This window comes from Limnoglobus roseus (genome assembly GCF_008254045.1).
GTDB classification, from domain to species: Bacteria; Planctomycetota; Planctomycetia; order Gemmatales; family Gemmataceae; genus Limnoglobus; species Limnoglobus roseus.
Genome location: NZ_CP042425.1, coordinates 8,226,722 through 8,249,853 on the forward strand (window position 1 = coordinate 8,226,722; position 23,132 = coordinate 8,249,853).

Annotated in this window: 24 protein-coding genes; 11 read left to right on the plus strand and 13 right to left on the minus strand. The window is 64.5% G+C overall.

Features of this window, described 5'->3' with window-relative positions:
* Positions 1-5 precede the first annotated feature (5 nt).
* On the minus strand, positions 6-1,385 hold the full coding sequence (locus PX52LOC_RS35205; protein WP_149114468.1) for an arylsulfatase B: 1,380 nt from the start codon (positions 1,383-1,385) through the stop codon (positions 6-8).
* A 153-nt stretch (positions 1,386-1,538) separates the two neighbouring features.
* Between PX52LOC_RS35205 and PX52LOC_RS35210 the strand changes: the two genes are divergently transcribed.
* Positions 1,539-2,882 carry a DUF1501 domain-containing protein gene (locus PX52LOC_RS35210; protein ID WP_149114469.1) on the plus strand — a complete coding sequence of 448 codons (1,344 nt, stop codon included), beginning with the start codon at positions 1,539-1,541 and terminating at the stop codon, positions 2,880-2,882.
* 36 nt (positions 2,883-2,918) lie between these two features.
* Here PX52LOC_RS35210 and PX52LOC_RS35215 read toward each other — a convergent pair whose 3' ends face one another.
* From PX52LOC_RS35215 to PX52LOC_RS41360, 3 genes are read right to left on the minus strand one after another with little or no spacing between them, the layout of a single operon-like run.
* Positions 2,919-3,626: an energy-coupling factor ABC transporter ATP-binding protein gene (locus tag PX52LOC_RS35215; protein WP_149114470.1), complete on the minus strand. Its 708-nt coding sequence runs from the start codon at positions 3,624-3,626 to the stop codon at positions 2,919-2,921.
* Between the two features lie 14 nt (positions 3,627-3,640).
* Positions 3,641-4,354: an energy-coupling factor transporter transmembrane component T family protein gene (locus tag PX52LOC_RS35220; protein WP_168219399.1), complete on the minus strand. Its 714-nt coding sequence runs from the start codon at positions 4,352-4,354 to the stop codon at positions 3,641-3,643.
* Positions 4,351-4,713, minus strand: a complete 363-nt coding sequence (locus PX52LOC_RS41360; RefSeq protein ID WP_168219400.1) for a DUF2934 domain-containing protein — start codon at positions 4,711-4,713, stop codon at positions 4,351-4,353. Before PX52LOC_RS41360 ends, PX52LOC_RS35220 begins: the two co-directional genes overlap by 4 nt.
* Before the next feature lie 212 nt (positions 4,714-4,925).
* Between PX52LOC_RS41360 and PX52LOC_RS35225 the strand changes: the two genes are divergently transcribed.
* The 4 genes from PX52LOC_RS35225 (at position 4,926) to PX52LOC_RS35240 (ending at position 8,361) form a co-directional block, all read left to right on the plus strand.
* Entirely contained in the window at positions 4,926-6,089 is a 1,164-nt protein-coding gene (locus PX52LOC_RS35225; RefSeq protein ID WP_149114472.1) for a TlpA disulfide reductase family protein, read from the plus strand.
* A 148-nt stretch (positions 6,090-6,237) separates the two neighbouring features.
* Positions 6,238-7,221 carry a serine/threonine-protein kinase gene (locus tag PX52LOC_RS35230; RefSeq protein ID WP_149114473.1) on the plus strand — a complete coding sequence of 328 codons (984 nt, stop codon included), beginning with the start codon at positions 6,238-6,240 and terminating at the stop codon, positions 7,219-7,221.
* A gap of 5 nt (positions 7,222-7,226) precedes the next feature.
* Positions 7,227-7,574 carry an AtuA-related protein gene (locus PX52LOC_RS35235; RefSeq protein ID WP_149114474.1) on the plus strand — a complete coding sequence of 116 codons (348 nt, stop codon included), beginning with the start codon at positions 7,227-7,229 and terminating at the stop codon, positions 7,572-7,574.
* A 16-nt stretch (positions 7,575-7,590) separates the two neighbouring features.
* A complete protein-coding gene (locus PX52LOC_RS35240; protein ID WP_149114475.1) occupies positions 7,591-8,361 on the plus strand; it encodes an enoyl-CoA hydratase/isomerase family protein in 771 nt (256 codons plus the stop codon).
* 67 nt (positions 8,362-8,428) lie between these two features.
* Here PX52LOC_RS35240 and PX52LOC_RS35245 read toward each other — a convergent pair whose 3' ends face one another.
* Both PX52LOC_RS35245 and PX52LOC_RS35250 read right to left on the minus strand, forming a co-directional pair.
* Entirely contained in the window at positions 8,429-8,626 is a 198-nt protein-coding gene (locus tag PX52LOC_RS35245) for a Flp family type IVb pilin (RefSeq protein ID WP_149114476.1), read from the minus strand.
* A gap of 144 nt (positions 8,627-8,770) precedes the next feature.
* On the minus strand, positions 8,771-8,962 hold the full coding sequence (locus PX52LOC_RS35250) for a Flp family type IVb pilin (RefSeq protein ID WP_149114477.1): 192 nt from the start codon (positions 8,960-8,962) through the stop codon (positions 8,771-8,773).
* 255 nt (positions 8,963-9,217) lie between these two features.
* Here PX52LOC_RS35250 and ilvD point away from each other — a divergent pair, with 255 nt between their 5' ends.
* A complete protein-coding gene (gene ilvD / locus PX52LOC_RS35255; RefSeq protein ID WP_149114478.1) occupies positions 9,218-10,903 on the plus strand; it encodes a dihydroxy-acid dehydratase in 1,686 nt (561 codons plus the stop codon).
* Between the two features lie 11 nt (positions 10,904-10,914).
* Here the strand turns inward: ilvD and PX52LOC_RS35260 are convergent, their stop codons facing one another.
* Positions 10,915-13,182 (minus strand): serine/threonine-protein kinase, encoded by a 2,268-nt coding sequence (locus PX52LOC_RS35260; protein WP_168219401.1) that lies wholly within the window; start codon positions 13,180-13,182, stop codon positions 10,915-10,917.
* Positions 13,183-13,392: 210 nt separating this feature from the next.
* Between PX52LOC_RS35260 and PX52LOC_RS35265 the strand changes: the two genes are divergently transcribed.
* From PX52LOC_RS35265 to PX52LOC_RS35275, 3 genes are all read left to right on the plus strand, one after another.
* Positions 13,393-14,220 (plus strand): MBL fold metallo-hydrolase, encoded by an 828-nt coding sequence (locus tag PX52LOC_RS35265; protein ID WP_246173564.1) that lies wholly within the window; start codon positions 13,393-13,395, stop codon positions 14,218-14,220.
* 57 nt (positions 14,221-14,277) lie between these two features.
* Positions 14,278-15,357: a hypothetical protein gene (locus PX52LOC_RS35270; protein WP_149114480.1), complete on the plus strand. Its 1,080-nt coding sequence runs from the start codon at positions 14,278-14,280 to the stop codon at positions 15,355-15,357.
* A 79-nt stretch (positions 15,358-15,436) separates the two neighbouring features.
* Complete coding sequence (locus PX52LOC_RS35275) at positions 15,437-15,985, plus strand: formaldehyde-activating enzyme (RefSeq protein WP_149114481.1); 549 nt, start codon at positions 15,437-15,439, stop codon at positions 15,983-15,985.
* An 84-nt stretch (positions 15,986-16,069) separates the two neighbouring features.
* Here PX52LOC_RS35275 and PX52LOC_RS35280 read toward each other — a convergent pair whose 3' ends face one another.
* Both PX52LOC_RS35280 and PX52LOC_RS35285 read right to left on the minus strand, forming a co-directional pair.
* Positions 16,070-16,468, minus strand: a complete 399-nt coding sequence (locus PX52LOC_RS35280) for a hypothetical protein (protein ID WP_149114482.1) — start codon at positions 16,466-16,468, stop codon at positions 16,070-16,072.
* Positions 16,469-16,561: 93 nt separating this feature from the next.
* Positions 16,562-17,638 carry a GGDEF domain-containing response regulator gene (locus PX52LOC_RS35285; protein WP_149114483.1) on the minus strand — a complete coding sequence of 359 codons (1,077 nt, stop codon included), beginning with the start codon at positions 17,636-17,638 and terminating at the stop codon, positions 16,562-16,564.
* A gap of 715 nt (positions 17,639-18,353) precedes the next feature.
* Between PX52LOC_RS35285 and PX52LOC_RS35290 the strand changes: the two genes are divergently transcribed.
* Together PX52LOC_RS35290 and PX52LOC_RS35295 are read left to right on the plus strand one after the other, a co-directional pair.
* Positions 18,354-19,250 (plus strand): sigma-70 family RNA polymerase sigma factor, encoded by an 897-nt coding sequence (locus PX52LOC_RS35290; protein ID WP_246173565.1) that lies wholly within the window; start codon positions 18,354-18,356, stop codon positions 19,248-19,250.
* A gap of 312 nt (positions 19,251-19,562) precedes the next feature.
* Positions 19,563-20,003 carry a hypothetical protein gene (locus PX52LOC_RS35295; RefSeq protein ID WP_149114485.1) on the plus strand — a complete coding sequence of 147 codons (441 nt, stop codon included), beginning with the start codon at positions 19,563-19,565 and terminating at the stop codon, positions 20,001-20,003.
* 48 nt (positions 20,004-20,051) lie between these two features.
* On the opposite strand, the gene PX52LOC_RS35300 is transcribed toward PX52LOC_RS35295, so the two are convergent.
* From PX52LOC_RS35300 to PX52LOC_RS35315, 4 genes are all read right to left on the minus strand, one after another.
* A complete protein-coding gene (locus PX52LOC_RS35300) occupies positions 20,052-20,711 on the minus strand; it encodes a class I SAM-dependent methyltransferase (RefSeq protein ID WP_168219402.1) in 660 nt (219 codons plus the stop codon).
* Position 20,712: 1 nt separating this feature from the next.
* Positions 20,713-21,468: a hypothetical protein gene (locus PX52LOC_RS35305; protein ID WP_149114487.1), complete on the minus strand. Its 756-nt coding sequence runs from the start codon at positions 21,466-21,468 to the stop codon at positions 20,713-20,715.
* Between the two features lie 7 nt (positions 21,469-21,475).
* Positions 21,476-21,868 (minus strand): hypothetical protein, encoded by a 393-nt coding sequence (locus PX52LOC_RS35310; protein ID WP_168219403.1) that lies wholly within the window; start codon positions 21,866-21,868, stop codon positions 21,476-21,478.
* 110 nt (positions 21,869-21,978) lie between these two features.
* On the minus strand, positions 21,979-23,100 hold the full coding sequence (locus tag PX52LOC_RS35315; RefSeq protein WP_168219404.1) for a DUF1559 domain-containing protein: 1,122 nt from the start codon (positions 23,098-23,100) through the stop codon (positions 21,979-21,981).
* Positions 23,101-23,132: the final 32 nt, after the last annotated feature.

Here is a 23,132-nt window from a genome sequence, read left to right on the forward strand (position 1 = left end):
TGGTACTACGACTTCTCGCCCCACACCTTCGGGGTAACGAAGTCCTTCGCCTTCGGCTTGGCCTTCGGCGTCACGGCCTGCTTGGCGTACCCGTCGAGCGTCTTGCGGAGGGCCGCGACCTTTTCAGCTTCCTTCCCGGCGAGGTTGGTCTTCTCGTAAGGGTCGGCCTTCAAGTCGAACAGTTCAACGCTCGGCTTCGCCAGCGGCTTGCCCGCGTCCCCTTCCCCGTCGGGGTCGTCGGCCGCGGTCTTCACCACGAGCTTCCAGTCGCCGGCCCGCACGGCCCCGTTGCTCGGCGTGGTGTTCAGCAAGATGCTCTCGTGCGGCGACGGCTTCCCCGCCGTCAGCGTCGGGCCGACATCAAGGCCGTCGAGCGGGAGCTTCTGCGAAACGGTCGCCCCGGCGATCTTGAGGAACGTCGGGTACAAGTCGACCATGTGCATCGGCTCGCGATTCGTCGTGCCGACCGGGATGTGACCCGGCCACGCCGCACACGCGGCCACACGAACGCCGCCCTCGTAAAGCGTGCCCTTCCCTGCCCGATAGGGTCCGTTGTCGGTGACCGTGCCGGGGCTTGGTCCGCCGTTGTCGCTGCTGAAGATGACGAGCGTGTTCGAAGTCGCCCCGGCTTTATCGAGGGCCGCGAGAATCGTGCCGACGCCGTCGTCCATCGCCGAGAGCATCGCCGCGTACTTCTTCCGCTGATTCTTCAAGTTCGGGAAACGATTCAGGTACTCGTCCGGGGCTTCCAATGGGGCGTGGACGGCGTTGAACGGGACGTACAGGAAGAACGGCGACTTGCCCGCGGTGTCGGCCACGAACTTCGCCGCTTCCTTTGCGATGAGGTGCGTGCTGTAGCCCTCGTCCCGACAAACGGCGTCGTCGCGGTGCCAGTCGAAGCCGCCGTCGCGGATGTGGGTGAAGTAGTCGAGTGCCCCGTTGTAGTGGCCGTACTGGTGGTCGAAGCCGCGTTTGGTCGGCAAGTACTCGGGCTGGAAGTGCCCGAGGTGCCACTTGCCGCAAATCGCGGTGGTGTAGCCGGCCGACTTCAGCCCTTGCGCGATCGTCTGTTCTTCCAGCGGCAGGCCGTATTGTGCCCACGGCCGGACGACGCCGACTTGCAAGCCGTGCCGCATCGGGTAGCGGCCGGTCATGAACGCCGCCCGCGTCGGGCTGCACACCGGCTGGACGTAGAAGGCGTCGAGCGTGGCCCCCGCCTTCGCCAACTTGTCGATGTTCGGCGTCGGGATGTCCTTGCCGCCCATGAACCCGCAGTCGGCACGGCCGAGATCGTCGGCCAGAATGACGACAATGTTCGGCTTCTCGGCGGCACCGGCGGCCGTCGCGAACGTCGCGAGTGCGAGGAGGGCGAAGAATCGGAACATTGGCACGACTCCGGTAAACGACGAGCAAGAGTAGGTTCGTTGTAGACACAGCCCGCCCCAGAACGAGAGGACCGCTTTCTAACTTGCGTTCGGGACCACTTCAGACTACAACTGAATTACCTGCCGGACTGCACTTTCCTCCGCGGACTTCTCATGCACCTTCCCCACGGTATCGGCATCAATCGCCGCGAACTGCTCCAGGTCGGCTATTCGGGCCTACTCGGGCTGAGCCTCGCTGGCGTTTCGACGGCCGCGCCGGTCCGCAAGCCGAAGTCGGTGCTGATCGTCTTCCTGACCGGGGCGGCCAGCCAGTTCGAGACGTTCGACCCGAAGCCGGACGCCCCGGCCGAGATTCGTGGCGAGTTCGGCAGCATCCCCACGAAGCTCGCCGGCGTGCGGTTCGGCGAATACCTGCCGAAGCTCGCCGCCCGCGCGGATAAGTTCTCCCTGGTCCGCACCTTCAGCCACAAGGACAACAACCACACGGCCGCCACGCACCACGTCATCACCGGCACGATTCAGCCCGGCGTGCGGTTCGACAAGCCGATCTCTCGTGAAGACTGGCCGTGCTACGCCGCCGGCCTCGCGTACACGCGGCCACGGTCCGACGGCATCCCGAACGGCGTTCACCTGCCGTTCTTCCTGTCGGACGGCAACCTGCACTGGCCGGGGCAGCACGCCGGCTTCCTCGGCCCCCGCCACGACCCGTGGCAACTGAACGCCGACCCGAACAAGCGGGACTTCCAGGTGGATAATCTTCGCATGGCCGCCGGCCTCGACGTGGACGAATTGAACAACCGGCAGGCCCTCCTCAGTGCGATCAACCAACAGCAATCGCGGCTGGCGGAATCGGCCGAGGTGCGGAAACTCACCGACACGCAGGACAGCGCGTTCCGCCTCCTCACCTCCGGCAAGGTCGCGAAAGCGTTCGATATCTCGCAGGAGTCGGACGCCAAACGGGACAAGTACGGCCGCCACATGTTCGGCCAGTCACTCCTGCTCTCACGGCGGCTGTTGGAAGTCGGCGTGACGGTCGTGCAAGCGAACATGGGCCGCGTGCAGAACTGGGATCAACACTCGAACATCTTCGACCGGCTGAAGAAGGACTTGCTGCCGCCGCTCGATCAGGGCGTATCGGCCCTGTACGACGATCTGGCGGAAACGGGGCAACTCGACGACACGTTCGTGATGGTCATCGGCGAGTTCGGGCGGACGCCGAAGTTGGGCTTCCAGGACAAGGCGGCGAAGATCGGCCGCGACCACTGGGCACCGTGTTTCAGCGGGCTGTTCTTCGGCGGCGGCGTGCGTCCGGGCCAGGTCATCGGTCAGTCCGACGCGATCGGGGCGTATCCGAGTACGACGCCGTTCACACCGGAAGACATCGGAGCGACGGTCTATCATGTGCTCGGTGTGCCGCCGGACGCTGAAGTGCGCGACCGTGTGAACCGCCCGGTGCAACTCAATCGCGGGGCCGCCATCTCGCAGTTATTCGGCTGATCCCACCCGTCGAAACGACGGGTGGTCTTTCGGCCGTTACCCATTCCGGAGGCGGTACGGGACTTCTAATCCGTGCGTTTCCATCAGCATCTCGTTGCCCAACACTTGTTCGGTGGGGCCGTCGGCGACGAGTTTTCCGCCGTCGAGTAGCAACACGCGCGGGCAGGTTTCCAACACGAGGCCCAGGTCGTGCGTGGCGATCAGTTTCGTTCCCGGCAAGTCGCGGACGAGGTAAATGAGTTCCCGCCGACCGCGCGGGTCGAGGAACATCGACGGCTCGTCGAGTAGAAGAACCCCCGGGCGCATCGAGAGGATTGTTGCAATCGCTGCCCGCCGTTTCTCGCCACCGGAGAGTTGGTGCGGCACGCGGGCCGCGTGATCCGGCAGGCCGACGGCGTTCAGAGCTTCCGTCGCACGGTCACGGGCTTCGATATCACTCAGGCCGAGGTTCAGCGGACCGAAGGCGACATCGTCGAGGACCGTCGGGCTGAAGAGTTGGTCGTCGGGGTTCTGAAACACGACGCCGACGGTGGCGGCCAGTTTCCGCCGGTGTTCACGATCGGCCGGGTCGAGGTTCGCGACGGTCGCCTCGCCGCGGACGCCGGGCAACACGCCGCACAACCGCAGGAAGAGCGTGGTCTTCCCCGCCCCGTTCGGCCCGACGACGGCCACGCTTTCCCCGGCCGCGACCGTAAACGAAACCCCGTCGAGAGCGGCACGGCCCCCGACGAAGCGGTGCGTCATGGCGGTCACGCGAATCACAGGCGGTCCCAGGCGACGAGGGCGATCGTACCGCCGACCACGAGCAGCAATGCGAACACGTCGAAGGCGGTCGCGCGAAACGGCGTCAGTCCCCGCGGCGTGCCGTCGAAACCGCGGCAGCGCATGGCGGCCGCGACGCGATCGGCCCGCTCGCCGCCTCGCACGAGCAGCGCCCCGGTGACGTGCCCGATAGTGCGATACGTGTGGGCATTCGTCCGCACCGGGAAGGCACGCGCCTGAAGCGCCACCCGCAGCCGGCGGGCTTCGGCGAGTAGTACGAAAACGTACCGCCACGCCAACTGCGCCACCAGCACGAGCACACTCGGCACGCCCAACGACTGTGCGGCCGCGAGCGTCCGCGGCAGCGTGGCCGTGGCAGCCAGTATCAAGCCGATCAGCCCGATCGTCACGCACCGGCCGGCGATCAGGGCAGCGAGTTCCAAGCCGTGATCCGAGGCGAACGGCAGCACCACCACGAACGGCAGCACGGCGACGAGGAGTAACCCAACGCGGGCGAGAACCCGCCGAGCCGAGATTTTCGCGAGGAAGGTGAGGACGAGGACGAGCGCGAGCGCACAACCGACGGTCTGCGGTCGTTGCAAAACGGCCACGCCGAAGGCCAGGACGAACAGCCCCGCGAGTTTGTACCGGGCATCCCAACGGGCTAGCGGCGAATCGGGGACCGTCGCGTTCTGACAGGCGAGGCTCACGGCACGGCGGGGGCGGCGTCCGGCTTCGCGTCCCGTTCCGCGGCGATTTCTCGCTCGGCTTGCAGCCAGTCGCGATCGACCGTGCCAGACGGCCGGCCGTTCTGCAACCAGATTTCGTAGGCCCGCTCCGCGATCTTGTCGCGCGGAATGCTGCCGCTTTCGGTGGCTGCGACGGCGGCCGCCGCGGTTACGCTCAGTGGTCCAACGACTTCCCCGACGGCGTCGGCTGCCGCCTCCCGCTTTGGGGTCGTAGTCGCCGCCGCCGTCACGATCCGCCGGATGACGGCGTTCCGCTCCGACCGGTCCGACTGTCGGACCTGGGCTCGCTTCTGGAGTTTGCCAAACAGCCACTGAAACATGGCCGACCCTGGGTGTGAAGAAGTTCGATCCCGTCCGCCTCGCTGCTCAGCAGACCGCGTTAGCATAGCTCATTCCCACCCGACTGTCGCGGGGGCGATCCCAGGGCGGCCCATTAACTTCAGTAAACTAGTCGTATTTTCGTTCCCTCCCCTCTGCCGCCCCCTAGAATCTTCTTCCAATCCCAATCTCTCCCCTAACCCTTCTGGAGCCGATGATGCGAAAGTTCTTGGCAACCCTCGCGATGACCGGGGCCATGGTGGCCGCCTCGGCCGACGACAAGAAGCCGGCCGACGAGAAGAAAGCCGTCGAAGCCAAAAAGGTCGAAGACAAAGGCGAGAAGGTCGCTCCGCCGAAGAAGAAGCGGACCGAACCGACCCTGAAGGCCGGCGACAAGGCCCCCGCCTTCAAGGCCGACAAGTGGCTCCAGGGGGCGGAGGTCAATGAGTTCGCCAGCGGCAAGATTTACGTCGTCGAGTTCTGGGCGACGTGGTGCGGGCCGTGCATCGTCATGATGCCGCACATGTCCGAGATGCAGGCCGAGTTCAAGGACAAGGGCGTCACCTTCATCGGCTACACGCACAAGGACAAGAACGGCAACACCGAAGAGAAAGTCTCGGCGTTCGTCACGAAGCGCGGCCCGGCCCTCGGGTACACGTTCGCCTACTCCGACGGCAACGACACCTACGAGAACTGGATGGCGGCCGCCGGACAGAACGGCATCCCGTGCTGTTTCGTCGTCGACAAGACCGGCAACATCGCGTACATCGGCCACCCGATGTTCCTGGACGTGGTGCTGCCGAAGGTCGTGGACGGCTCGTGGAAGGCCGAGGACAGTGCCAAGGAAGTCGACGCGGTTGAGAAGGAAGTGGACGAAGTCTTCAAGGCGATCGGCGGCCGCGGCGACGCGGCGGACGGTCTGGCCGCGTTGGCCGCCTTCGAGAAGAAGTACCCCGGCCTATCGAAGATTCCGTACTTCGTCAGCCCGAAGTTGAACCTGATGATCAAGGCGAAGAAGTACGACGACGTGGCGATCCTGGCCCGCAACCTGATCACGCGCGGGACGAAGGCCCAGGACGACATGCTCCTCGGCCAAGTCGCGGCGGTGCTCCGCAGCCCGGACGCGAAGGACCAGAAGGCGCTCGTCGGCTTGTCGGTCAAGGCCGCGGAAGCCGCCCTCAAGTTGGGCGGCGACAAGGACGTCCGCAGCCTGCTCGGCGCGGCCCAATCGTACTTCGCCGCCGGCGAAAAGGCGAAGGCGAAGGAGTACGGCCAGAAGGCGGTCGATGCCGCCGACGAACGGCTCAAGCCGCAAGTCGAGCGCATGGTGAAGGCGTTCGACGACGAGAAGAAGGACGAGAAGAAGGACCAGAAGTAACCTCAGGCCTCCCGGATCGACCCGAACCGCCCGCGCTTGCCGCGGGCGGTTCGCATTTCGTGGACCATCTCGGTTGAAACTTTCGGTACTCCCGCCGCGTCGGATGGGTTAAAGTTGTAGATCGGACGCCCACCCGCGAGACAATTCGATGCCCACGCCTAACCCCCTCGACCAGACGCAGGACTGGCAACCCGCTGACCTGGACCGAACGCACGACTACTCGGAATCCCCGCCGAAGAAAGCCCCGACGAAGGTTCTGCTGACCACCCTCGGCGACTTCCGCCTCGTCGGCAAACTCGGCGAAGGCGGCATGGGGACCGTCTTCAAGGCCGTGCAGGTCAGCCGCAATCGGCTCGTGGCCCTGAAGGTGCTGTCGAAGGAACTGGCCCAACGGCCCGGCTTCGTCGAGCGATTCCACCGCGAAGTCCGCGTAATGGGCAAACTCGGTCACCCGCACATCGTCAAACTCCTCGCGGCCGGCGAAGACCACGGCTTCATCTACCTGGCGATGGAACTGCTCGACGGCAGCAGTATCGGCTCGTGGCTGACGAAGCTCGGTCGCCTGCCGGTGGGCGACGCCGCCCTCGTTGCGAAGTCGTGCGGGTTGGCCCTCCAGTACGCGCACGAGGCCGGCATGGTCCACCGGGACGTGAAGCCGGACAACCTGCTGCTCGCGAAGTCCCGCACGGTGAAGTTGGCCGACCTGGGGCTGGCGAAGACGGCCGACGACAGTGACATCGGACTGACGCAGACCGGCGTCGGCATCGGCACGCCGCTCTACGCCGCCCCGGAACAAGCCCGCGACGCGAAGCACGTTGACGCCCGCAGCGACCTGTACTCGCTCGGCAGCGTCTTCTACCACTGCCTCACCGGCAAGCCGCCGTTCCACGCGAGCAACCTGTTGGACATCATCAAGGCGAAGGAGAAAGGCGTCTACGCCACGGCGAGCCTCGTGAATAAGAAAGTCCCGCCGGCCCTCGACCGCATCCTCGCGAAGATGATCGCCAAGGTGCCCGACCACCGCTACCCGTCGGTGGCCGAGTTCCTACAGGAACTGGAGTGGTCCGGCCTCGTCGGCAAGGAACTGAGTTTCCTGCCGGGTGAGTCCGACCGTGAAACCGTGGCCGAGTGACCCCGATGGCCCACCTTCCCCTCTCGACGATCGCCCACGGCCGCAGCGGCGACAAGGGCAACCATGCCAACGTCGCCGTGATCGCGTACACCCCCGCCGGCTTCGAATGGCTGAAGGCGAACCTCACGCCCGAAGTCGTGCGGAGTTACTTTGCCCACCTCGGCCCGAGTCGGGTGGAGCGGTTCGAGGCGGCGAACGTGAACGCGGTCAACTTCCTCCTCTCCGACGTGCTGGCCGGCGGTGCGAGCCGCAGCCTGCGAACCGACACGCAAGGGAAGACACTCGCCGTCACGCTGTTGCAGATGGAGATCGACCTGCCGGACGACCACGCGGCGATGAAGCGGGTCGGGTAATTTCAGAAGGAATCGCATGTCCGACCTCGTCCTCAGCACCATCGAAGACCGCGTCGCGATTCTGACGCTCAACCGCCCCGACAAGCGGAACGCCCTGTCGCGGGAACTCATCGCCCAACTCACGGCCGCCTTCGCGCGAGCCGACGCCGACCCCGCCGTCCGGTGCATCGTGCTGACCGGCAACGGCCCTGCCTTCTGCGCCGGCATGGACCTCGACGAACTCCGCGGCACGCTCACCGACTCGGCCGAGATCATCTGGGAAGACGCCCACAAACTCTCGGCCCTGCTCGAGTGCATCTACCGTTCATCCAAACCGACGGTCGCGGCCGTGAACGGGGCAGCCGTCGCGGGCGGTGCCGGGTTGGTGACGGTCTGCGACCTGGCGGTGGCCGCACCCGGGGCGATCCTCGGCTACCCGGAAGTCCACCGCGGGCTCGTCGCGGCGATGGTGATGCCGCACCTGCTGCGGCACGTCGGCGAGCGCACCGCCCGCCTCCTGCTGCTGACCGGCCAACTGATCGACGCGGCCGTCGCCGAGCGGGTGGGCCTGATTAACCACGTCGCGGATTCGGAACCCGTGTTGCAATCGGCCCTGCGACTCTGCGAGGCGTTGACCCGCGGCGGCCCGAAGGCGCTGGCCACGACGAAGGAATTGCTGCGGGCGTGTTCCCGGCAGGCGGTGAGTGTGAGCGATTTGGCGAAGGCGAGTGCGGAACCGCGACTCGGCGAAGAGTGCCGCGAGGGGCTGACCGCGTTCTTCGAGAAGCGCACGGCCCCGTGGGGCTGACCGGCCTGGGAAAAACTCAACCCCGGCACAAGGCCGGGGTTGATTCGCGAGAACACGATTTCGCCGGTTAGGAGCTTGCGCCGCCGGACGTTGCCTTCATCTGATTGCCCACGTAACTGAACGTCTGACTGGTTGACGTGCCAAGGGCCTGAATCGCGATCAGGCACACCACCACAATCAGGGCGAGCATGACCGCGTATTCCACGGCGGTCGGGCCGTCTTCCTTCTTCAGGAAGCGAACCACAGGACGGAGCAAATTCTTCATAGCAACCTCGAGGGGGTAAGGCGGTGACTCGCGTCACGCAACGCCCCGCGCCCCTCCCGGTCACCAAAAGCGGGTTGGGGGCGCGGCAGTCGACAGAACGACCACCACACCCCCAACGGTAGAACTGTTCTCTACGAAACCAGCTTAGCTCGCGCCGTTGCCGGCGGCGACGCGGCCGTTGACGTAGCTGAACGTTTGGCTAGCCGTGCTACCGAGGGCGGTGATGGCCGCGATGCAGACCACGATGATGAGGGCCAACATCACAGCGTATTCCACAGCCGTCGGACCATCTTCCTTCTTCAGGAACTCAACCACTTTGCGTGCGAGCTTGTTCATCGGACACTCCGTACTGAATAATGTTTGCGGCCAGCGGGCGAGTCGGTTCGAGCCGACTACTTAGGTGAACCCTGCTTGATCGCGACACCAATACCTAGAGCGTGATTACAGTCGTTGCAAACGGTACGTCCCGATTTTCTGGAATTTTTGGCCCAACGCGGCTGTCGCGTACTCTGACTTCCTAGAACACACTCCCCAGAACCACGGTAGTTTGCCTAGGTTTCCCAGGCGATAATCTCTCTTGCAGGTGCAGTTATGCCAGATGTGACGAATCGAAAGAGTTTGACGACCACAGAGGGGATGAGCCGCTCCCCGAACCGGGCCATGTTGCGGGCCGTCGGCTTCCAAGACGACGACTTCGAAAAGCCGATCCTCGGCGTTGCGTCCCTGCACAGTGATATCACGCCCTGCAATACTCACCTCGATCGTCTCGCACGAAAGGCCATCGAAGGCATCCGCTCGGCCGGCGGCGTGCCGCAAATCTTCGGCGCGCCGACCGTTTCCGACGGCATCAGCATGGGCCACATGGGCATGCGGTACAGCCTCGTCAGCCGGGAGGTCATCGCCGACAGCCTGGAGACGGTCGCCGGGGCGATGAACCACGACGGCCTGCTCGCCGTCGGCGGGTGCGACAAGAACATGCCCGGCTGCGTCATGGCGATGGCCCGGCTGAACATCCCCAGCGTGTTTGTCTACGGCGGCAGCATCCTCCCCGGCATCGGGCCGGACGGCGAGGACCTGGACATCGTCTCGATCTTCGAGGCCGTGGGCAAATTCCAGGCGGGCCTCATCGACGAGAAGAAACTGCACAAGGTCGAGTGCGAGAGCTGCCCCGGGGCCGGGTCGTGCGGCGGCATGTACACGGCCAACACCATGTCCACCGCGATTGAAGCGATGGGCATGTCGCTGCCGTCGGACGCCAGCTACCCGGCCATCTCCGCCGCCAAAGAGCGGGAAACGTACCTCGCCGGCCGGGCGCTCGTCGCCTGCGTGCAAGCGAACATCCGCCCGCGGGACATCATCACGCGGAAGTCGCTGGAGAACGCCTACACCACAGTCCTCGCGCTCGGCGGTTCGACGAACGCCGTGCTGCACCTCATGGCGATTGCCCACGAGGCCCAGGTGCAGTGGACGCTCGAAGACTTCGACCGCCTCGGCATGAAGGTGCCGCACCTCGCGGACCTCAAGCCGAGCGGCAAGTACGTCATGTACGACCTGTTCCGCGAAGGCGGCACCCCGGCCGTGCTGAAGGCGTTGCTCGACGCCGGGATGCTGCACGGCGACTGCATCACCGTGACGGGCAAGACGTTGGCCGAGAACCTGGCCGACGTGCAGAGCGTGTACGCCAACCCGCGGCGGAAGGTGATGATGCCGCTCGACCAGCCGAAGTACGACAAGGGGCACATCGTCATCCTCAAGGGCAACCTTGCCCCCGAAGGCTGCGTGGCGAAACTGTCCGGCCTGAAGGTGCGGAACATCACCGGCCCGGCGAAGGTGTTCGACGGCGAAGAGGCTTGCTTCCAGGCGATTCAGGCCCAAAAGATCGTGGCCGGCGACGTGGTCGTGATCCGCGGCGAAGGCCCCGTTGGCGGGCCGGGCATGCGCGAGATGCTGAGCATCACCGGCGCGCTGATGGGCCAGGGCTTGGGCGCGTCGGTCGGCCTCATCACCGACGGCCGGTTCAGCGGTGGCACCCACGGCCTCGTGGTCGGCCACGTCTCGCCGGAAGCCTGGACCGGCGGTGTGATCGGCTTGCTCAAGAATGGTGACAGCATCACCATCGACGGCGACAAGAAGTTGCTCCAGGTGAACATTTCCGACGAGGAGTTGGCGAAGCGAAAGGCCGCCTGGCAGAAGCCGGCCATCCGCGTCGAACGCGGTGTGCTGGCGAAGTACGCGAAGCTCGTGACCTCGGCGAGTGCGGGCGCGGTGACGGGATAAGGTCAGCGGACCTACGGGACGGCAGCCCGGCGGCGATCCTGAAGTCTGCGGAGCCAGCCGGGAGGGGCGGAGTCCGGCTGGATCGCGCCGGGGAACCGGGTTCTCTTTTCCGGCACGGCCGGCGGGTCGTTCACGATTTGGGCGAACGTCGGGTCCAGCGGGTTCCGCGAAGCGAACTGGATTTTTCCTTCGGCCATCGGGAACCACTCGACCCCGGATCGGCCGGAGGACCAGTTCCCGCCGGTCGCCCAAACTCGACTCTCACGGGCGTCCTGCGAGACGGCGAAGTGGATAGACTCCTCGTCCTCACTCTCGAACGAGTTGTCGAAAAGTGACGCTCGGATCGGGGCCAGTGGACCTTTCTCGTACCGTTCGACCCGCAGCGGCGAACGCCTTCGGGCCAGGAACGTGTTCCGCCCGAACAACAGTTCGGGTTGCCCCACGTTCGGCCGATAGCGGTCCGTGCCGATCGCGGCACACACGTCCCCGGCTTGAAACACGTTCTCGACGAACGCCCAGCGGGTGTTAGCCAGTTTGAGCCAGAGGTTCTGAGCGGCGTCGCCGAACACGCAGTTTTCGACCCGCGCCTCAATCCGCACGGCCGGGTTCCGGTAGTGGGTGTTCAGAGTGCCTTCGAGCCAACACCGGCGGAGTGCGAGTTGCGTTGGTACCGTCGGGGTGAAGTTCAAGCTCAGCACTTTGAAGTGTTTTTCCGGCCGCGGTGCCTGGGGCCGCAAGAACAGACAATCTTCGATGACGCAAGGGCCGCCGAGCAACACGCCCCAGGCGGATGCGTCCTCGGTATCGTCCGGCGGCGCGTCGGCCTGGAACGTGAGACCGTGCAACCGAAGGCCCGACTCGGCGAGAATCTTGGGGCCGTTGTAACAGACCCGCCCGTTCTTCGACGGGATCGTGGAATCGACGACGTATTTCTGGGCGAGCAACACGGTCCCGGTCCGACTGAACAGCCCCACGTCCTTCGGAACGGTCCAACCCCAAGACCCGTCCGGCAGCACGTCCAGTTCGGTGTACGGACCCGCGTCGAGCAGTTCGATCGCCTCCCCCGCATTGACCGCCGCGAGGGCCGCGGTGAGGCTCTGAAACTCGGCCTCCCCCTTCTGGCGGACCGTGCGAATCCGCCGGCCGCGAAGCCACTCCTCGAACGGCGGCGGGTCGCCCATCTTCCACCGGGTCAGGACGGTTTGCGTCTGGTCGTCGATGAGCGCCCGCGGCGGGGGCACATCGAGCGGGGGCGGATTGCCTTGGCGTGACGGCCACAGGCAATACCCGCCGACGGACAACAGGGCCACGCCGACGACCGCGGCCAGTCCCGCGAGCAGCCGTCGGCGGCGGGGGCGGGCCGGCGACGGGCGTACCCAGGTTTCAGTGGGGCAATCCGGCGGCGGCGGTGCGGTTTGCAACCAGGCGCGCGAATCGGGATCGGTTTCGACCCCGGTCAACTGTTCTTCCACGACTTTCGCGGACGGTCGCAGGGCCGGGTCTTTCCGCAGGCAGTTGTGGATCAGCGACGAGAGCCTCTCCGGAGTGTCGGGCCGGCTCTCTTTCAGCGGCGGTGGATCGTACTCGGCGACCCGGCGGAAGACGGCCGCGTGCGACCCGGCGAGGAACGGGCTTTGCCCGCTGGCCAGTTCGTACAGCACGCTCCCGAGGCTGAAAACGTCCGCCGGGCTGCCGACGTGCGAATCGTTCGTCTGCTCCGGGGCCATGTACCGTGGCGTGCCGATGAGGGCGTGGAGGGACGTGAGGCTGGATTCCGCGTCCTCCCGGCGGGCGATGCCGAAGTCGAGGAGTTTGGTCCGGGGTGCGGCCCCTTCGCGGCGTTCGAGGAAGATGTTGCCGGGCTTGATGTCGCGGTGGACGAGGTTGCGGCGGTGGGCTTCCGCGAGTGCCGAGGCGACCTCTCGGCCGATGCGGGCGGTATCGGCCATTGTCAGCGGCGGGCCGTTCGCCAGCCGGGCGGCCAGCGATTCGCCTTCCAACAGTTCCATGACCAGGTAGAGGATGGCCCCCGCTTCGCCGACGTGTACGACGCGGACGACGTTCTCGTGGCGGAGGGCCGCCGTAATGCGGGCCTCTTGCAAGAACCGCTGACGGGCCGACGGGTGATAGGCGATGGCCGGGTTCAGAACCTTGACCGCCGCATCGCTCTCAAGCGACCGGTGGCGGGCACGGTAGACGACGCCCATCCCGCCCTGCCCGATCACGGCAACTAGTTCGTAGTCGCCGAGGCGGTACGGCAGGCGCAAAAGTTCGACCACGGTTTCGTCGGACGATTCGAACCTCTGCGTCGGCGTATCCATCGTTGGGTCGGGCCGTGTGTGCCGGAGGTCGGACGCTCAAGAAAGCTGATTCATTCTAACCGATGAACGCGAACCGTTGTGGCAAAACCAGCCACCGATCATGATTTGTTCCTCCGAACACCCCTGCGCGCGGCCGATCGGGTTGTTCCTTTCCCCCGAATTCCGAGAATGACTGAAACCGGAGCGCTCACCAAGCTGGGACTGCGCATGCAGAATCGCAAGTACATCTTCCCGAACGTCATCGAACTCGGCATCGCGGCCGGGCATTCGTTCGACGTGAACGTCTACCTGATCGACGGCGGCACGGAATACGTGCTGCTCGACATCGGGCTGGACGAGTCCCTCGGCGAACTGATCGACCTCATCCGCGAGATGGACTTCCCGCTGTCGAAGTGCAAGATGGTCATCGCCACGCACGCCGACGCGGACCACGTTCAAGCACTGGCGAAGGCCCGCGAGCGATTGAAGACGAAGGCGGCGGCGCACCCCAAGGCGGCGGTGCTGCTGGAAGCCGGGGAGACGGAGCAAACGTTCGCGAAAATCGCCGCCCAGAACTTCGAGATCGCGATGCCGCCGTGCAAGATCGACACGAAGCTCAAAGACGGCGACTCGATCAAGGTCGGCAAGCTCAAACTCGACGTGTGGTCCACGCCCGGCCACACGCCCGGGCAACTCAGTTTCAAGCTCGGCAGCCTGCTGTTCAGCGGCGACAACATCTACCGTGACGGGTGCGTCGGCGTCATCGACGCACACCACGGGTCCAGCCTGCCGCAGTTCATCAGCAGCCTCGAACGCATCCGCGACGACAAGGAAGCCGAGATTCTCCTGCCGAGTCACGGGCCGTATTTCCGCAAGGATCCGGCGATGTTGCAGGCAACCATCGACCGGCTGAAGCAGTACCAGTACATGGCCGACTTCGGCACCTGTGCGGTCAAGTGGCCGTTGCAGGAGCAGTGGGAGAAGGACATCCTCGCCGGGAAGCTGCCCGACGTGTGAGATCTCCGCGGACTTGTCGTCTTCATGAGATAGGCTCACTCCCCCGGAGCTTCTGTCATGTCCGCCCGACGACTGTTCCTCACCCTTCTGGCGGCCGTTCTGATCCCGCAGGCCGCGTCCGCACTCGCGACCGAGTACTTCGGTAACGCCCCAATTATGCCGTCACAATGGGGCCTCGCGCCGGAGGTCGCCGGCGTCGCGAACCTGCCGACGCGGGTTTACTGGTATGAAGTCAACGGCTCGCCCAGTTTCTACTACCGCGGGGACACGGCTGCCCTGAACGCGGCCCTCCGCGCGTTCGCCAAACTGCCGGACAAGGACAAAGAAATCCATCTGGTGGCCGGCCCCGGAGAAACGAAAGACCTGGGCCAGAAAAAGGGCATCGCCTTCGACTGGTCCGTTCACGTTGCAGGCGTCCTCGAACAGGCGGTCGGGAGCAAACAGCCGATCGTGATGATCGTTCACGTCACCGTGCCAAAGCCGCCGGGCAAGCCGGACGAGACCGCGATCAACGCCCTTATCGCCGACCTCGACCACCCCGCGTTCGCGACCCGCGAGGCGGCCGCCAAGAAACTCCGCGAGTTGCACTACACGGGCGTGCCGTACATCAAGGCGGCCCTCAAGACGACGGAGTCCGTCGAGGCACGACAGCGGCTGGAGGGGCTTTTGACCCGCTTGAAAGGCATTTACCTGCCGCTCACCGAACTCCCGACCGGGGTGACGCTGCTGGGACCGCAGGACGTGTACGAACGGCACGTCGCCCGCTTACGCGACCCGGCCGACAGCGTCCGTGCCCGGGCGATCCTGGGGTTGGCAGCGACCCGCGGCAACCGCCCGGCTATCGTGAAGGAACTGGAAAAGTTCCTGGCGGAAGAGGTCAATCACGACGCCCTGCGTTGTGCCGCGATAGCCGCGGCCACCCTGGGGGCTGACGCGAAGCCGCTGCTGCCAGCGATGAAGAAGCGCATCGCGACGTCGAACGTGGATGTCAGTCAGGCCTTCGTGAAGGCCGTGAACACGATCGAGGCCGCTAAGTCCACTCCATCGCCGACGGACACCGAGAAGCAATTAGACGCGATCGAAACCGAGATTCAGAAAACGGTGAAGGAACTCCGCGGCGCGGCCAAGACGCAATAAGCCGCGGTCGCCGATGGCCGCCACACGTTTCCGCCCGCACAATGCGGGGAGTTCTCTTCCCTTGTCACAAGGCAGACTCATGGCCGGCAAAATCATCTTGCGGACCGCCGAAGCTCTCGTCGAAGGCCCCATCGACTACCTGTGCGCGGAGCCGGAGATCATCCTGGGCGCGCTCGACGGCCCCGTGGGACAAGCCCTCGCGACGCTCCTCGGCGATCAAGTAAAGGGGCACACGAAGGTCTTCGCCATCCTCAACAGCGACGTGCAGGTGAAACCTGCCACGCTCATGGTCAGCAAGGTAACGGTGTCCGACCCGCGGTACACGAACATTCTGATGGGCACGGTGCAAGCCGGGATCGCCAACGGCGTACTCGACGCCGTCCGCGAGAAGATTATCCCGAAGAAGTTGGCGAACGACCTCGGCATCATTTACAGCGTGTGGCTCGATCCGGCAGTCCTGGCGGTCGAGAACGTCGACCACAAGGCGTTGTTCGACGTCCACCGCGAGGCGACCGTGAAGGTGATCCGCAAGGCGATGAAGAACGAGCCGAGCATCGACTGGCTGCTGAAGAACCAGGCCGCGACCCAGCACTACTTCCACGAGTTGGGGCTGAAAGGGGAGATTTGATCTGGCGAGCCGAGCACCGTAAGGTGCCGGGTGAGTACCAAAGCCATTCACCCGGCACCTTACGGTGCTCGGCTCGCCTTGGCGTCAGTCCTTCTTCACGTACTCGCCTTCGATCACGGCCTTCGCCTCGGTGTGCTCGCTCTTGAAGTCGCTGATCGTGGCCTTCTTGTCCTTCAACGCCACCTTCATCGAGAACTCGAACCCCTTCGCGGTTTTGGACGCGAAATCGCCCTTCTCCACGACCTTCGTCACCTTCGCCTTCACGACGCCGTCCTTGTCCACGGTGTAGTCGGCCGTGGCCGTAATGCCGTTGTCGCCGTTCGCGACCGTGATGACCAGCGCCTTCTCCTCGAACTTGAACTTGATCTCCATCCCCTCGGCTTCGCGGGCCCACGTGCCGCTGAGTTTCGGCGTGTCCTTCTTGTCCTCGGCCAGCGCGACGCCAGCGGCGAGCACCAACAGCCCGAGTACGAAACGGATCATGTCGTCTTCCTCCTGAGAGAGAGGCGAATTGCCCCACGGAGGACACGCTATACGCGGACGGGCGGACGAACAAGGGCAGGAAGGAGTCAGCCGTTACCCGATCGGGACGGCCTCGGCAGACAGGCGGCGGATAATGGCTCGGTTGCGGCCCTGGGTCTTCGCGTCCGACAGGGCGGCAGCGGCAGCGGAGCGAAGTTCGTCAAAGCTCATCATCATGTCGGCCTCCACGACGGCGAAGCCGAGGCTGATCGTGATGCCGATGGACGTGCCCTTGAACTGCGTCCGCTCGCGCTCGACGGTCGACCGCAACCGCTCCGCGAGCGTGTGCGCACCGACCATGTCGGTACTGGGGGCGACGATCATAAATTCTTCGCCACCGATCCGCCCGATGGCGTCGGTCCCGCGGAGGGTGTTCTGGAGCGTCTGCCCGAGCCACGTCAGCACGTGGTCGCCGCCGACGAGCAGGTACGCCGAGTTAATGTCTTTAAAGTGGTCGGCGTCGATCAACCCCAGGGCCAGTGGCTCGTTGATCCGGGCACGTCGCAACAGTTCCTTGCGGGCGATCAGTTCGACGGCCCGGCGGTTCGGCACGCCGGTCAAAGCGTCGGTCAGGGCCATCTTTTCGAGCAGTTGATTCTTCTGTTCCAACTCGCGGGTGCGGTCGGTCACGCGGTGCTCAAGGTCGAGCAAAAGGCCGCGGTATTCTTCCAGCAACTTCTCGTGGCTGCGCTCAAGTTGAATCATTCGCGACACGGCTCGCATGGTGATGAGCAGGTCGTCCAACCGCCACGGTTTCAGCACGAGGCGGTGAATCTGACAGCGGTTGATCGCGTCCACGGCGTCGGTCAGGCGGGCCGTCCCGGAGAGCAGGACGCGGGCCACCCGCGGGTGGATTTGCCGGGCCCATTCGAGGAAGGCGAGGCCACTGCCGTCGGGCAGGTTCAAGTCGGTGATGATAATGTCGATGGGGTGAGCGGACAGTTGGCTGCGCGCCTGGGCGGACGAACAGGCCGTGAAAATCTCGAATTCCGGCCCCAACTGATGAACCAAGAGGGACAGAATCGTCGGCTCGTCGTCAACGACGAGGACCGACGGCCGGTAGCGAGACGCGGGCACGGTGGTAACGGCCATCGCATCACGGTCAGTCTTGTAGGGGTCCGGGTCTCGCACCGAAGGCTGTCCTCACTCTTGCGGCTGGTTAAGACGTCCTTGAAGTCCGCAAATAATTACAACCGTCACAGTACCGCAACTCTAGTGCGCATTCTGGCCGTGCGAGAAAGATTTCTCACTTCGAGTCTGGGAGGTCGCCGAAATTATCAGACTACGCCCTAAGTAGTTGGAATTCGTGTGACTTGGGGAACTGGGGGACTTGTATCAGTTGTGCCAAAAACTGGGCTTGACACGAATAGAGGAGAAATTCTTCAATTCGATGATACTGACTTGCTATTGTCGAAGTCCCTCGTTAAAATCCTGGGGCTGGCGGATGAGATCCCACACAGGCTTCATTACCAAGCGTTGATTGGCTGCGTGCCCGCGACGACCCGAACCCGATGAGCGATCTGAGGCGGAAAACCCAGTGAACACGGACCCGTTCGCTCGTTGACGATCCTCGGTTGGTCGGCCGCAAAATTCATCGCCTGGGCTAAGCCCCGGGCGATCCGGCACAACATTCAGCCCGCGCAATGCCGTCATCGAGCGGCCGAAGCCCCAACATAATCTCATCCGCCGCGCCATTCGGATACCACCGGATCGTTCTGTATCGTGACCTTTTGGGGGCAATATGAAGACTGCGCGGCGCAAACAGCGAGTTCCATCGACGATCGAAGAACCTTCGATTACGACTTTCTCCTCGGACCTCCTGACGCCTGAAGAAGAACGGGAGCTCTTGACCAGCTTCTGGGATTGCAAGAGCGAACTGGTGCGGGTGCTGACCCGCCACTTCCCCGATCTGCGAGCCTGCAAGCCCGCCCTCGAACCCTGGCCGATGGCCCAATTCATCCGCGAACATTGCGTCGAAGAACGCTGTGAGAGCATCGCCGTCCGCCGCCTGCGGGATCGCTACGTCCACTTCAAACACCGACTCGCCTCCGCCAACATCCGCCTCGCCGCCCACGTGGCCAAGCGGTTCCGCCACCACAGCCTGTCGTACACCGACCTGCTGCAAGAAGCCGTCTGCGGCCTCATGCAAGCCATCGACCGGTTCGACGTGAGCCACGGCACCCGACTCGCGACCTACGCGACGTGGTGGATTCGCCAGACGCTGCAAATCGCGGTCGCCCGGCAGAGCCACCTCGTGAGCCTTTCGCCGCACCACCTGCAAGAACTCGGCCTCCTTCAACAAGAGAGTGAAGCCCTCGCCCACGGCGGCAAGCACCTCCCGAGTCCGCAAGAACTGGCCCAGCGCACCGGCAGCAGCCTCGAGCACCTCAACCACCTTCAGACCGCCACCCGCACCCCCGTCAGCCTTAACGCTGTCCTCGACGACGACAGCGATTTCAAGCTGACGGAAGCGATGCCGGACACGCAAACGCTGACCCTCCACGAGAATAACGAACGCCAAGAGGCGCTCAAGTTCCTTATGGACAACCTGCGTCCGCGGGAGCGCAAGGTGCTCGACCTCCGCTTCGGCTTGACCGGCAGCGGCACCCACAGCCTGCGGCAAATCGGTCATCTGCTCCGGATCAGCAAGGAGCGAGTCCGCCAGATTCAGAACCGCGCCCTCGAAAAGCTCCGCGCCAGCGCCGAGCGAGTGGGCTGGGAGCCGACCCTGTTGCTCGAGTAGTCTTGAGTGACAGTGGCAAATCGCAAAAGCCCACCCGTTCCACCGGGTGGGCTTTTTTCGTGCGCTCCCGGCCCCGGCTAACACCAGTTGAGCTTGTCCCTCCGGAGGCACGCGAAGGGCTTGGCGCGATTTCACGGCCCCTGCGGTCGTCCGTTTTTAGGGACTACGGTCGTTGATCCTGTTCTTCTTGTTGCGGCCGAATTTCGTGTGGTAGTTTTCAGGTCACGGAGTTCTCCTCTCGGATGAACGCCGAATCAGCCCCGCACACCCTTCCCTTTTGTGCGGGTTCCCTCCCGATCTGGAGACGATGCAATGGAAGAGACGAAAACGCCCGAATCCGAAGCCCCGTCGGGTCTGGGTGCAGTCGGCGGAGCTGCGGCCGGTGCGGCCGCGGGTTCGCTGCTCGGTCCGCTTGGGGCGGCCGTTGGCGCGGTAGTCGGCGGTGTGGCCGGTGCGACCCAGGGACCAGCCGCCGTGGCCGCCGTGAAGGAACAGGTCAAGACTGCGACCGCCGCGAAACCGAAGGCGAAAGCCAAGCCGGCGGCAAAATCGAAACCGGTCCTGAAGCCTGTGGTGAAGAAGGCCGTCGCGTCGGTGAAAACCGCCGCGAAGACCGTCGCCAAGAAGGTCGGGATCAAGCCTACGGCGAAGCCGGCCGCGAAACCCGTGGCGAAGAAGGCCGTCGCGAAAACCACCGCGAAACCAGCGGCCAAGAAGGCACCGGCGAAGAAAGCCGTGGCCAAGAAGAAGTAGCCCTCACCCGGACGGATTCACGTCGCGCGGCCCCATCGGGCCGCGTTTTCATTTCTCGTCTGAGTCGGACGGCAACTGCCACAGTTCTGCCGTCAGAAAGCCCCCGAACCGGCTCACTCTCTTCTGCACCCTCAGCCCGTGCCCATCCAGTACCGAGGCGGGATCAACGAGCCGGCTCGCGGAGATGCGAGTCGCCACGCGGAAAAAGAGGTACATCCCTGCGAGGGCGACCGCCGCGATCAGACGTGGCACCCGCGAATCAGGCCGACGAAAGTCGCCGACGAGCCACCGCCCGCCGGGCTTCAACGCGGGGATCAACTCCGCGATCAACGTCCGCAGTTCGGCTTCGGCAAAGCAATCGAGGAAGAAGTTCGTCACGATCAGGTCGTACCGCCCTGGCGAGAAACACACGTCCCGCACGTCGGCCACGGTGAAATGCACGCGATCAGCGGTCGCCCGGCAGACCCGTCGCTCGGCGAGGGCCACCATCGCGGGACTGACGTCGAAGGCGTCGATCCGTACTTCGGTGTTCGCCTTCACGAACGCTTCCAAGAATCGGCCGTCACCGTCGCCGAGGACCAGAGCAAACCGCGCGTCGGACAGTTCCCCGAGCAGGGCCGTGCGGCACCACTGGAGCAGACCGCCGTAGCTCAGGCGTTCGAGCCAAACGTAAGGGGCGGCGAGGTGGTCGAAGTGCGGTCGCGGCACGTTACCCCCAAATCGCCAGTGGCGTGAGCAGCACGGCGTCGGCCAGCACGCGGGCCGCCTGAAGGCGATGCCGGCACGAAACGTGAACGACGACCAACAATAGAATCGCGGAATTGATGGCCGCTGCCACCCGCGGCGGGGTGGCCAGAGTTACGCTCGCGGTGGCCGCGGCGAGGAACAGTTCGGCCGGCCCGACCCGGCCCCGCGATTCCCAGCGGTCGATCAGCCGGCAGTTCAACCAACAGAGGCAGCCGAAAGCGGCGACGGCCGGGAGCGCGCCCGCGATTAGCCCATCGGCGACCAGCGGCACCGAGACGCCAGCCGCGAAGCCGACGCCCACGAGCAATTCCTTCAACCCCGCGTCGGCCAGCCAGTTCGACGCGGGCAGGTGAACCAACCCGAGATACCCACCCACGCACGCGGCAACGCACGCCCCCGCCCACAGAATTTTCGGCGGCAGGAACGCGCAGCCGATCGCAGCCACGACGAGCGCCACGAGTGCCAACCCCAAGAAAGTCCGGGGATAAGCCGCGGCGAGTCGGTGTCGCTCCGTCGCGGTCGAGCCGTGCTGGGCGTCGCCCCATCGGTCAAATAAGTAGACCGCCCACACGACGAGCGCGAGGACGGTCGACGCAAGAATCGGAACGGGGATGCAGAATTGTGCCGCGAGGAACCGCTGCCAGACGACCGCCACCATCGGAGCGTCGAAAGCCAAGACGTTCGGCACGAGCCACCACGGCAGGCGGTCGCGATTCACAGAACTCCTATTTCTTTCCGCCCTTCGGTGCGGCGTTGAAATCGGCGGCGGACATCTTCTTCACCTCGCCGCTGGTGAGCAGGACGTACCCGCCGTTGGCCGGGGCGTCCTTCTCGTACGCGATGACGTCGCCACCTTGGGCCATGTCCCCTTCGCCCTTCACCGTGCCACCCCAGATGACCACGACCTCGCCGGACTTGGCCGCCTCATACGCCCGCGAGTAGACCGACGCGAATTTGTCGAAATCGGACACCTTGGTCGGCCCCTTGCCGGTCGGTCCAGTGGCTGAACGGATGATATCGGCGACCTCGTGCAGGGTCAACTCCTGCGGGGTCTGGGTTGCGCCACCGCCGCCAGCACCCGAGCAACCTGCGCCGACCAATAGGACGCACCCAATCACCAACTTCCTCAACGCCTGTGTCATTGCGCTCACCCGATGAGTGACATGGATCGGACAACGGCCAAATGCCCCGGCCGCGGCCGGGACACTCGAAACGGTAGAGTCGAGCACTAGTCGAGTGAGACCACTTCGCCCCCGGCCCGACTGCCCATCCCCTGCCAGGTGGTGAAGTCAACATTGTCGCTGACGAACCGAACCGAACCGTCGGCCAAGACCATGTTCGTACCGCCCGTGTGGTAGCTGCTGGCGGCAATGTGGAAGTACGAGATGCCGGTGTCTCCGCAATTATACTTCTGCTGGGCGCCACTCGGCACCTTCTTGTTCCAGTTCGGCGGCAGGGTGTGATTGTAATACACGACGCCGTACAGAGCGCGTTCGAACTGCAAGCCGATGTACGAGATCGTCGAGGTCCACGGTGACCCGGTGGAAGCCGAAGGGGCCGTCCGGGCGTCGGAGTCGAACAAGATGTTCGATGAGGGGTCGTTCCCGGCGGCGAGTAAAATCGTGGTGTTGTCGCGGACGTTGGACGTGTGCGGCCAGTTCTCGGTCCCCCGCATCACCTCAGAAAACATGGCCGTGTTACTGGTTCCGTCCGAGACAGCGACAACCGACACCCCCTTCAGAATCTGATTGGAACCACCCGTCACGGCGAAGATGCCCCCCTTGGTGCCCCAAGTGGTCGCATTCGGGGTGAGAGGGACGAGCGAAGAAGTGGTCCCGATCGAGGCCAAGTAGCTGCACCGCCCCTCGGGGTACGACGTATCGGACGTGTTAGTCTGGTTGGCCCCACGCACAATAGCCGACGGGTCGGACGGGCAGAGGAAGGTCGGCACGTCCTGCATCCGCGCGCTCAAGTTGACGTTGGCCATTGTCGGCAGAGTGCTCACCACGGGCGCGTCGTTCCAGGTCAGATAGTTAAAGTTGAACAGGTTGTACTTATTCGACTGTTCGACGTAAGCCAAGACGAGGGCTTGGGGACTGGCGTCATTCGAGTAATAGACGCCATTCACATTCGTTGTTCCCTTACGTGGCGGCAGGTAACCGTTGGTGCTCTCGTAGTTGTGCGCCGCCAGCCCGAGTTGCTTGAGATTGTTACTACACTTTGCCCGCGCCGCCGCCTCCCGAACTTTTTGGACGGCCGGGAGAAGAAGGCCGATCAGGATCGCGATGATCGCGATGACGACCAATAATTCAATCAGCGTAAACCCACGTCGAGTTCGAACCCGTTGCATGAATGATCCTCCCAATAATAAAGAGAGCATGA

What these genes read in the sequence shown, in the direction of transcription:
- PX52LOC_RS35205 (WP_149114468.1), bottom strand. Translation starts at nt 1,385, where the DNA reads ATGTTCCGATTCTTCGCCCTCCTCGCACTCGCGACGTTCGCGACGGCC.
- PX52LOC_RS35210 (WP_149114469.1), top strand. Translation starts at nt 1,539, where the DNA reads ATGCACCTTCCCCACGGTATCGGCATCAATCGCCGCGAACTGCTCCAG.
- PX52LOC_RS35215 (WP_149114470.1), bottom strand. Translation starts at nt 3,626, where the DNA reads ATGACGCACCGCTTCGTCGGGGGCCGTGCCGCTCTCGACGGGGTTTCG.
- PX52LOC_RS41360 (WP_168219400.1), bottom strand. Translation starts at nt 4,713, where the DNA reads ATGTTTCAGTGGCTGTTTGGCAAACTCCAGAAGCGAGCCCAGGTCCGA.
- PX52LOC_RS35225 (WP_149114472.1), top strand. Translation starts at nt 4,926, where the DNA reads ATGATGCGAAAGTTCTTGGCAACCCTCGCGATGACCGGGGCCATGGTG.
- PX52LOC_RS35230 (WP_149114473.1), top strand. Translation starts at nt 6,238, where the DNA reads ATGCCCACGCCTAACCCCCTCGACCAGACGCAGGACTGGCAACCCGCT.
- PX52LOC_RS35235 (WP_149114474.1), top strand. Translation starts at nt 7,227, where the DNA reads ATGGCCCACCTTCCCCTCTCGACGATCGCCCACGGCCGCAGCGGCGAC.
- PX52LOC_RS35240 (WP_149114475.1), top strand. Translation starts at nt 7,591, where the DNA reads ATGTCCGACCTCGTCCTCAGCACCATCGAAGACCGCGTCGCGATTCTG.
- PX52LOC_RS35245 (WP_149114476.1), bottom strand. Translation starts at nt 8,626, where the DNA reads ATGAAGAATTTGCTCCGTCCTGTGGTTCGCTTCCTGAAGAAGGAAGAC.
- PX52LOC_RS35250 (WP_149114477.1), bottom strand. Translation starts at nt 8,962, where the DNA reads ATGAACAAGCTCGCACGCAAAGTGGTTGAGTTCCTGAAGAAGGAAGAT.
- ilvD (WP_149114478.1), top strand. Translation starts at nt 9,218, where the DNA reads ATGCCAGATGTGACGAATCGAAAGAGTTTGACGACCACAGAGGGGATG.
- PX52LOC_RS35265 (WP_246173564.1), top strand. Translation starts at nt 13,393, where the DNA reads ATGACTGAAACCGGAGCGCTCACCAAGCTGGGACTGCGCATGCAGAAT.
- PX52LOC_RS35270 (WP_149114480.1), top strand. Translation starts at nt 14,278, where the DNA reads ATGTCCGCCCGACGACTGTTCCTCACCCTTCTGGCGGCCGTTCTGATC.
- PX52LOC_RS35275 (WP_149114481.1), top strand. Translation starts at nt 15,437, where the DNA reads ATGGCCGGCAAAATCATCTTGCGGACCGCCGAAGCTCTCGTCGAAGGC.
- PX52LOC_RS35280 (WP_149114482.1), bottom strand. Translation starts at nt 16,468, where the DNA reads ATGATCCGTTTCGTACTCGGGCTGTTGGTGCTCGCCGCTGGCGTCGCG.
- PX52LOC_RS35295 (WP_149114485.1), top strand. Translation starts at nt 19,563, where the DNA reads ATGGAAGAGACGAAAACGCCCGAATCCGAAGCCCCGTCGGGTCTGGGT.
- PX52LOC_RS35315 (WP_168219404.1), bottom strand. Translation starts at nt 23,100, where the DNA reads ATGCAACGGGTTCGAACTCGACGTGGGTTTACGCTGATTGAATTATTG.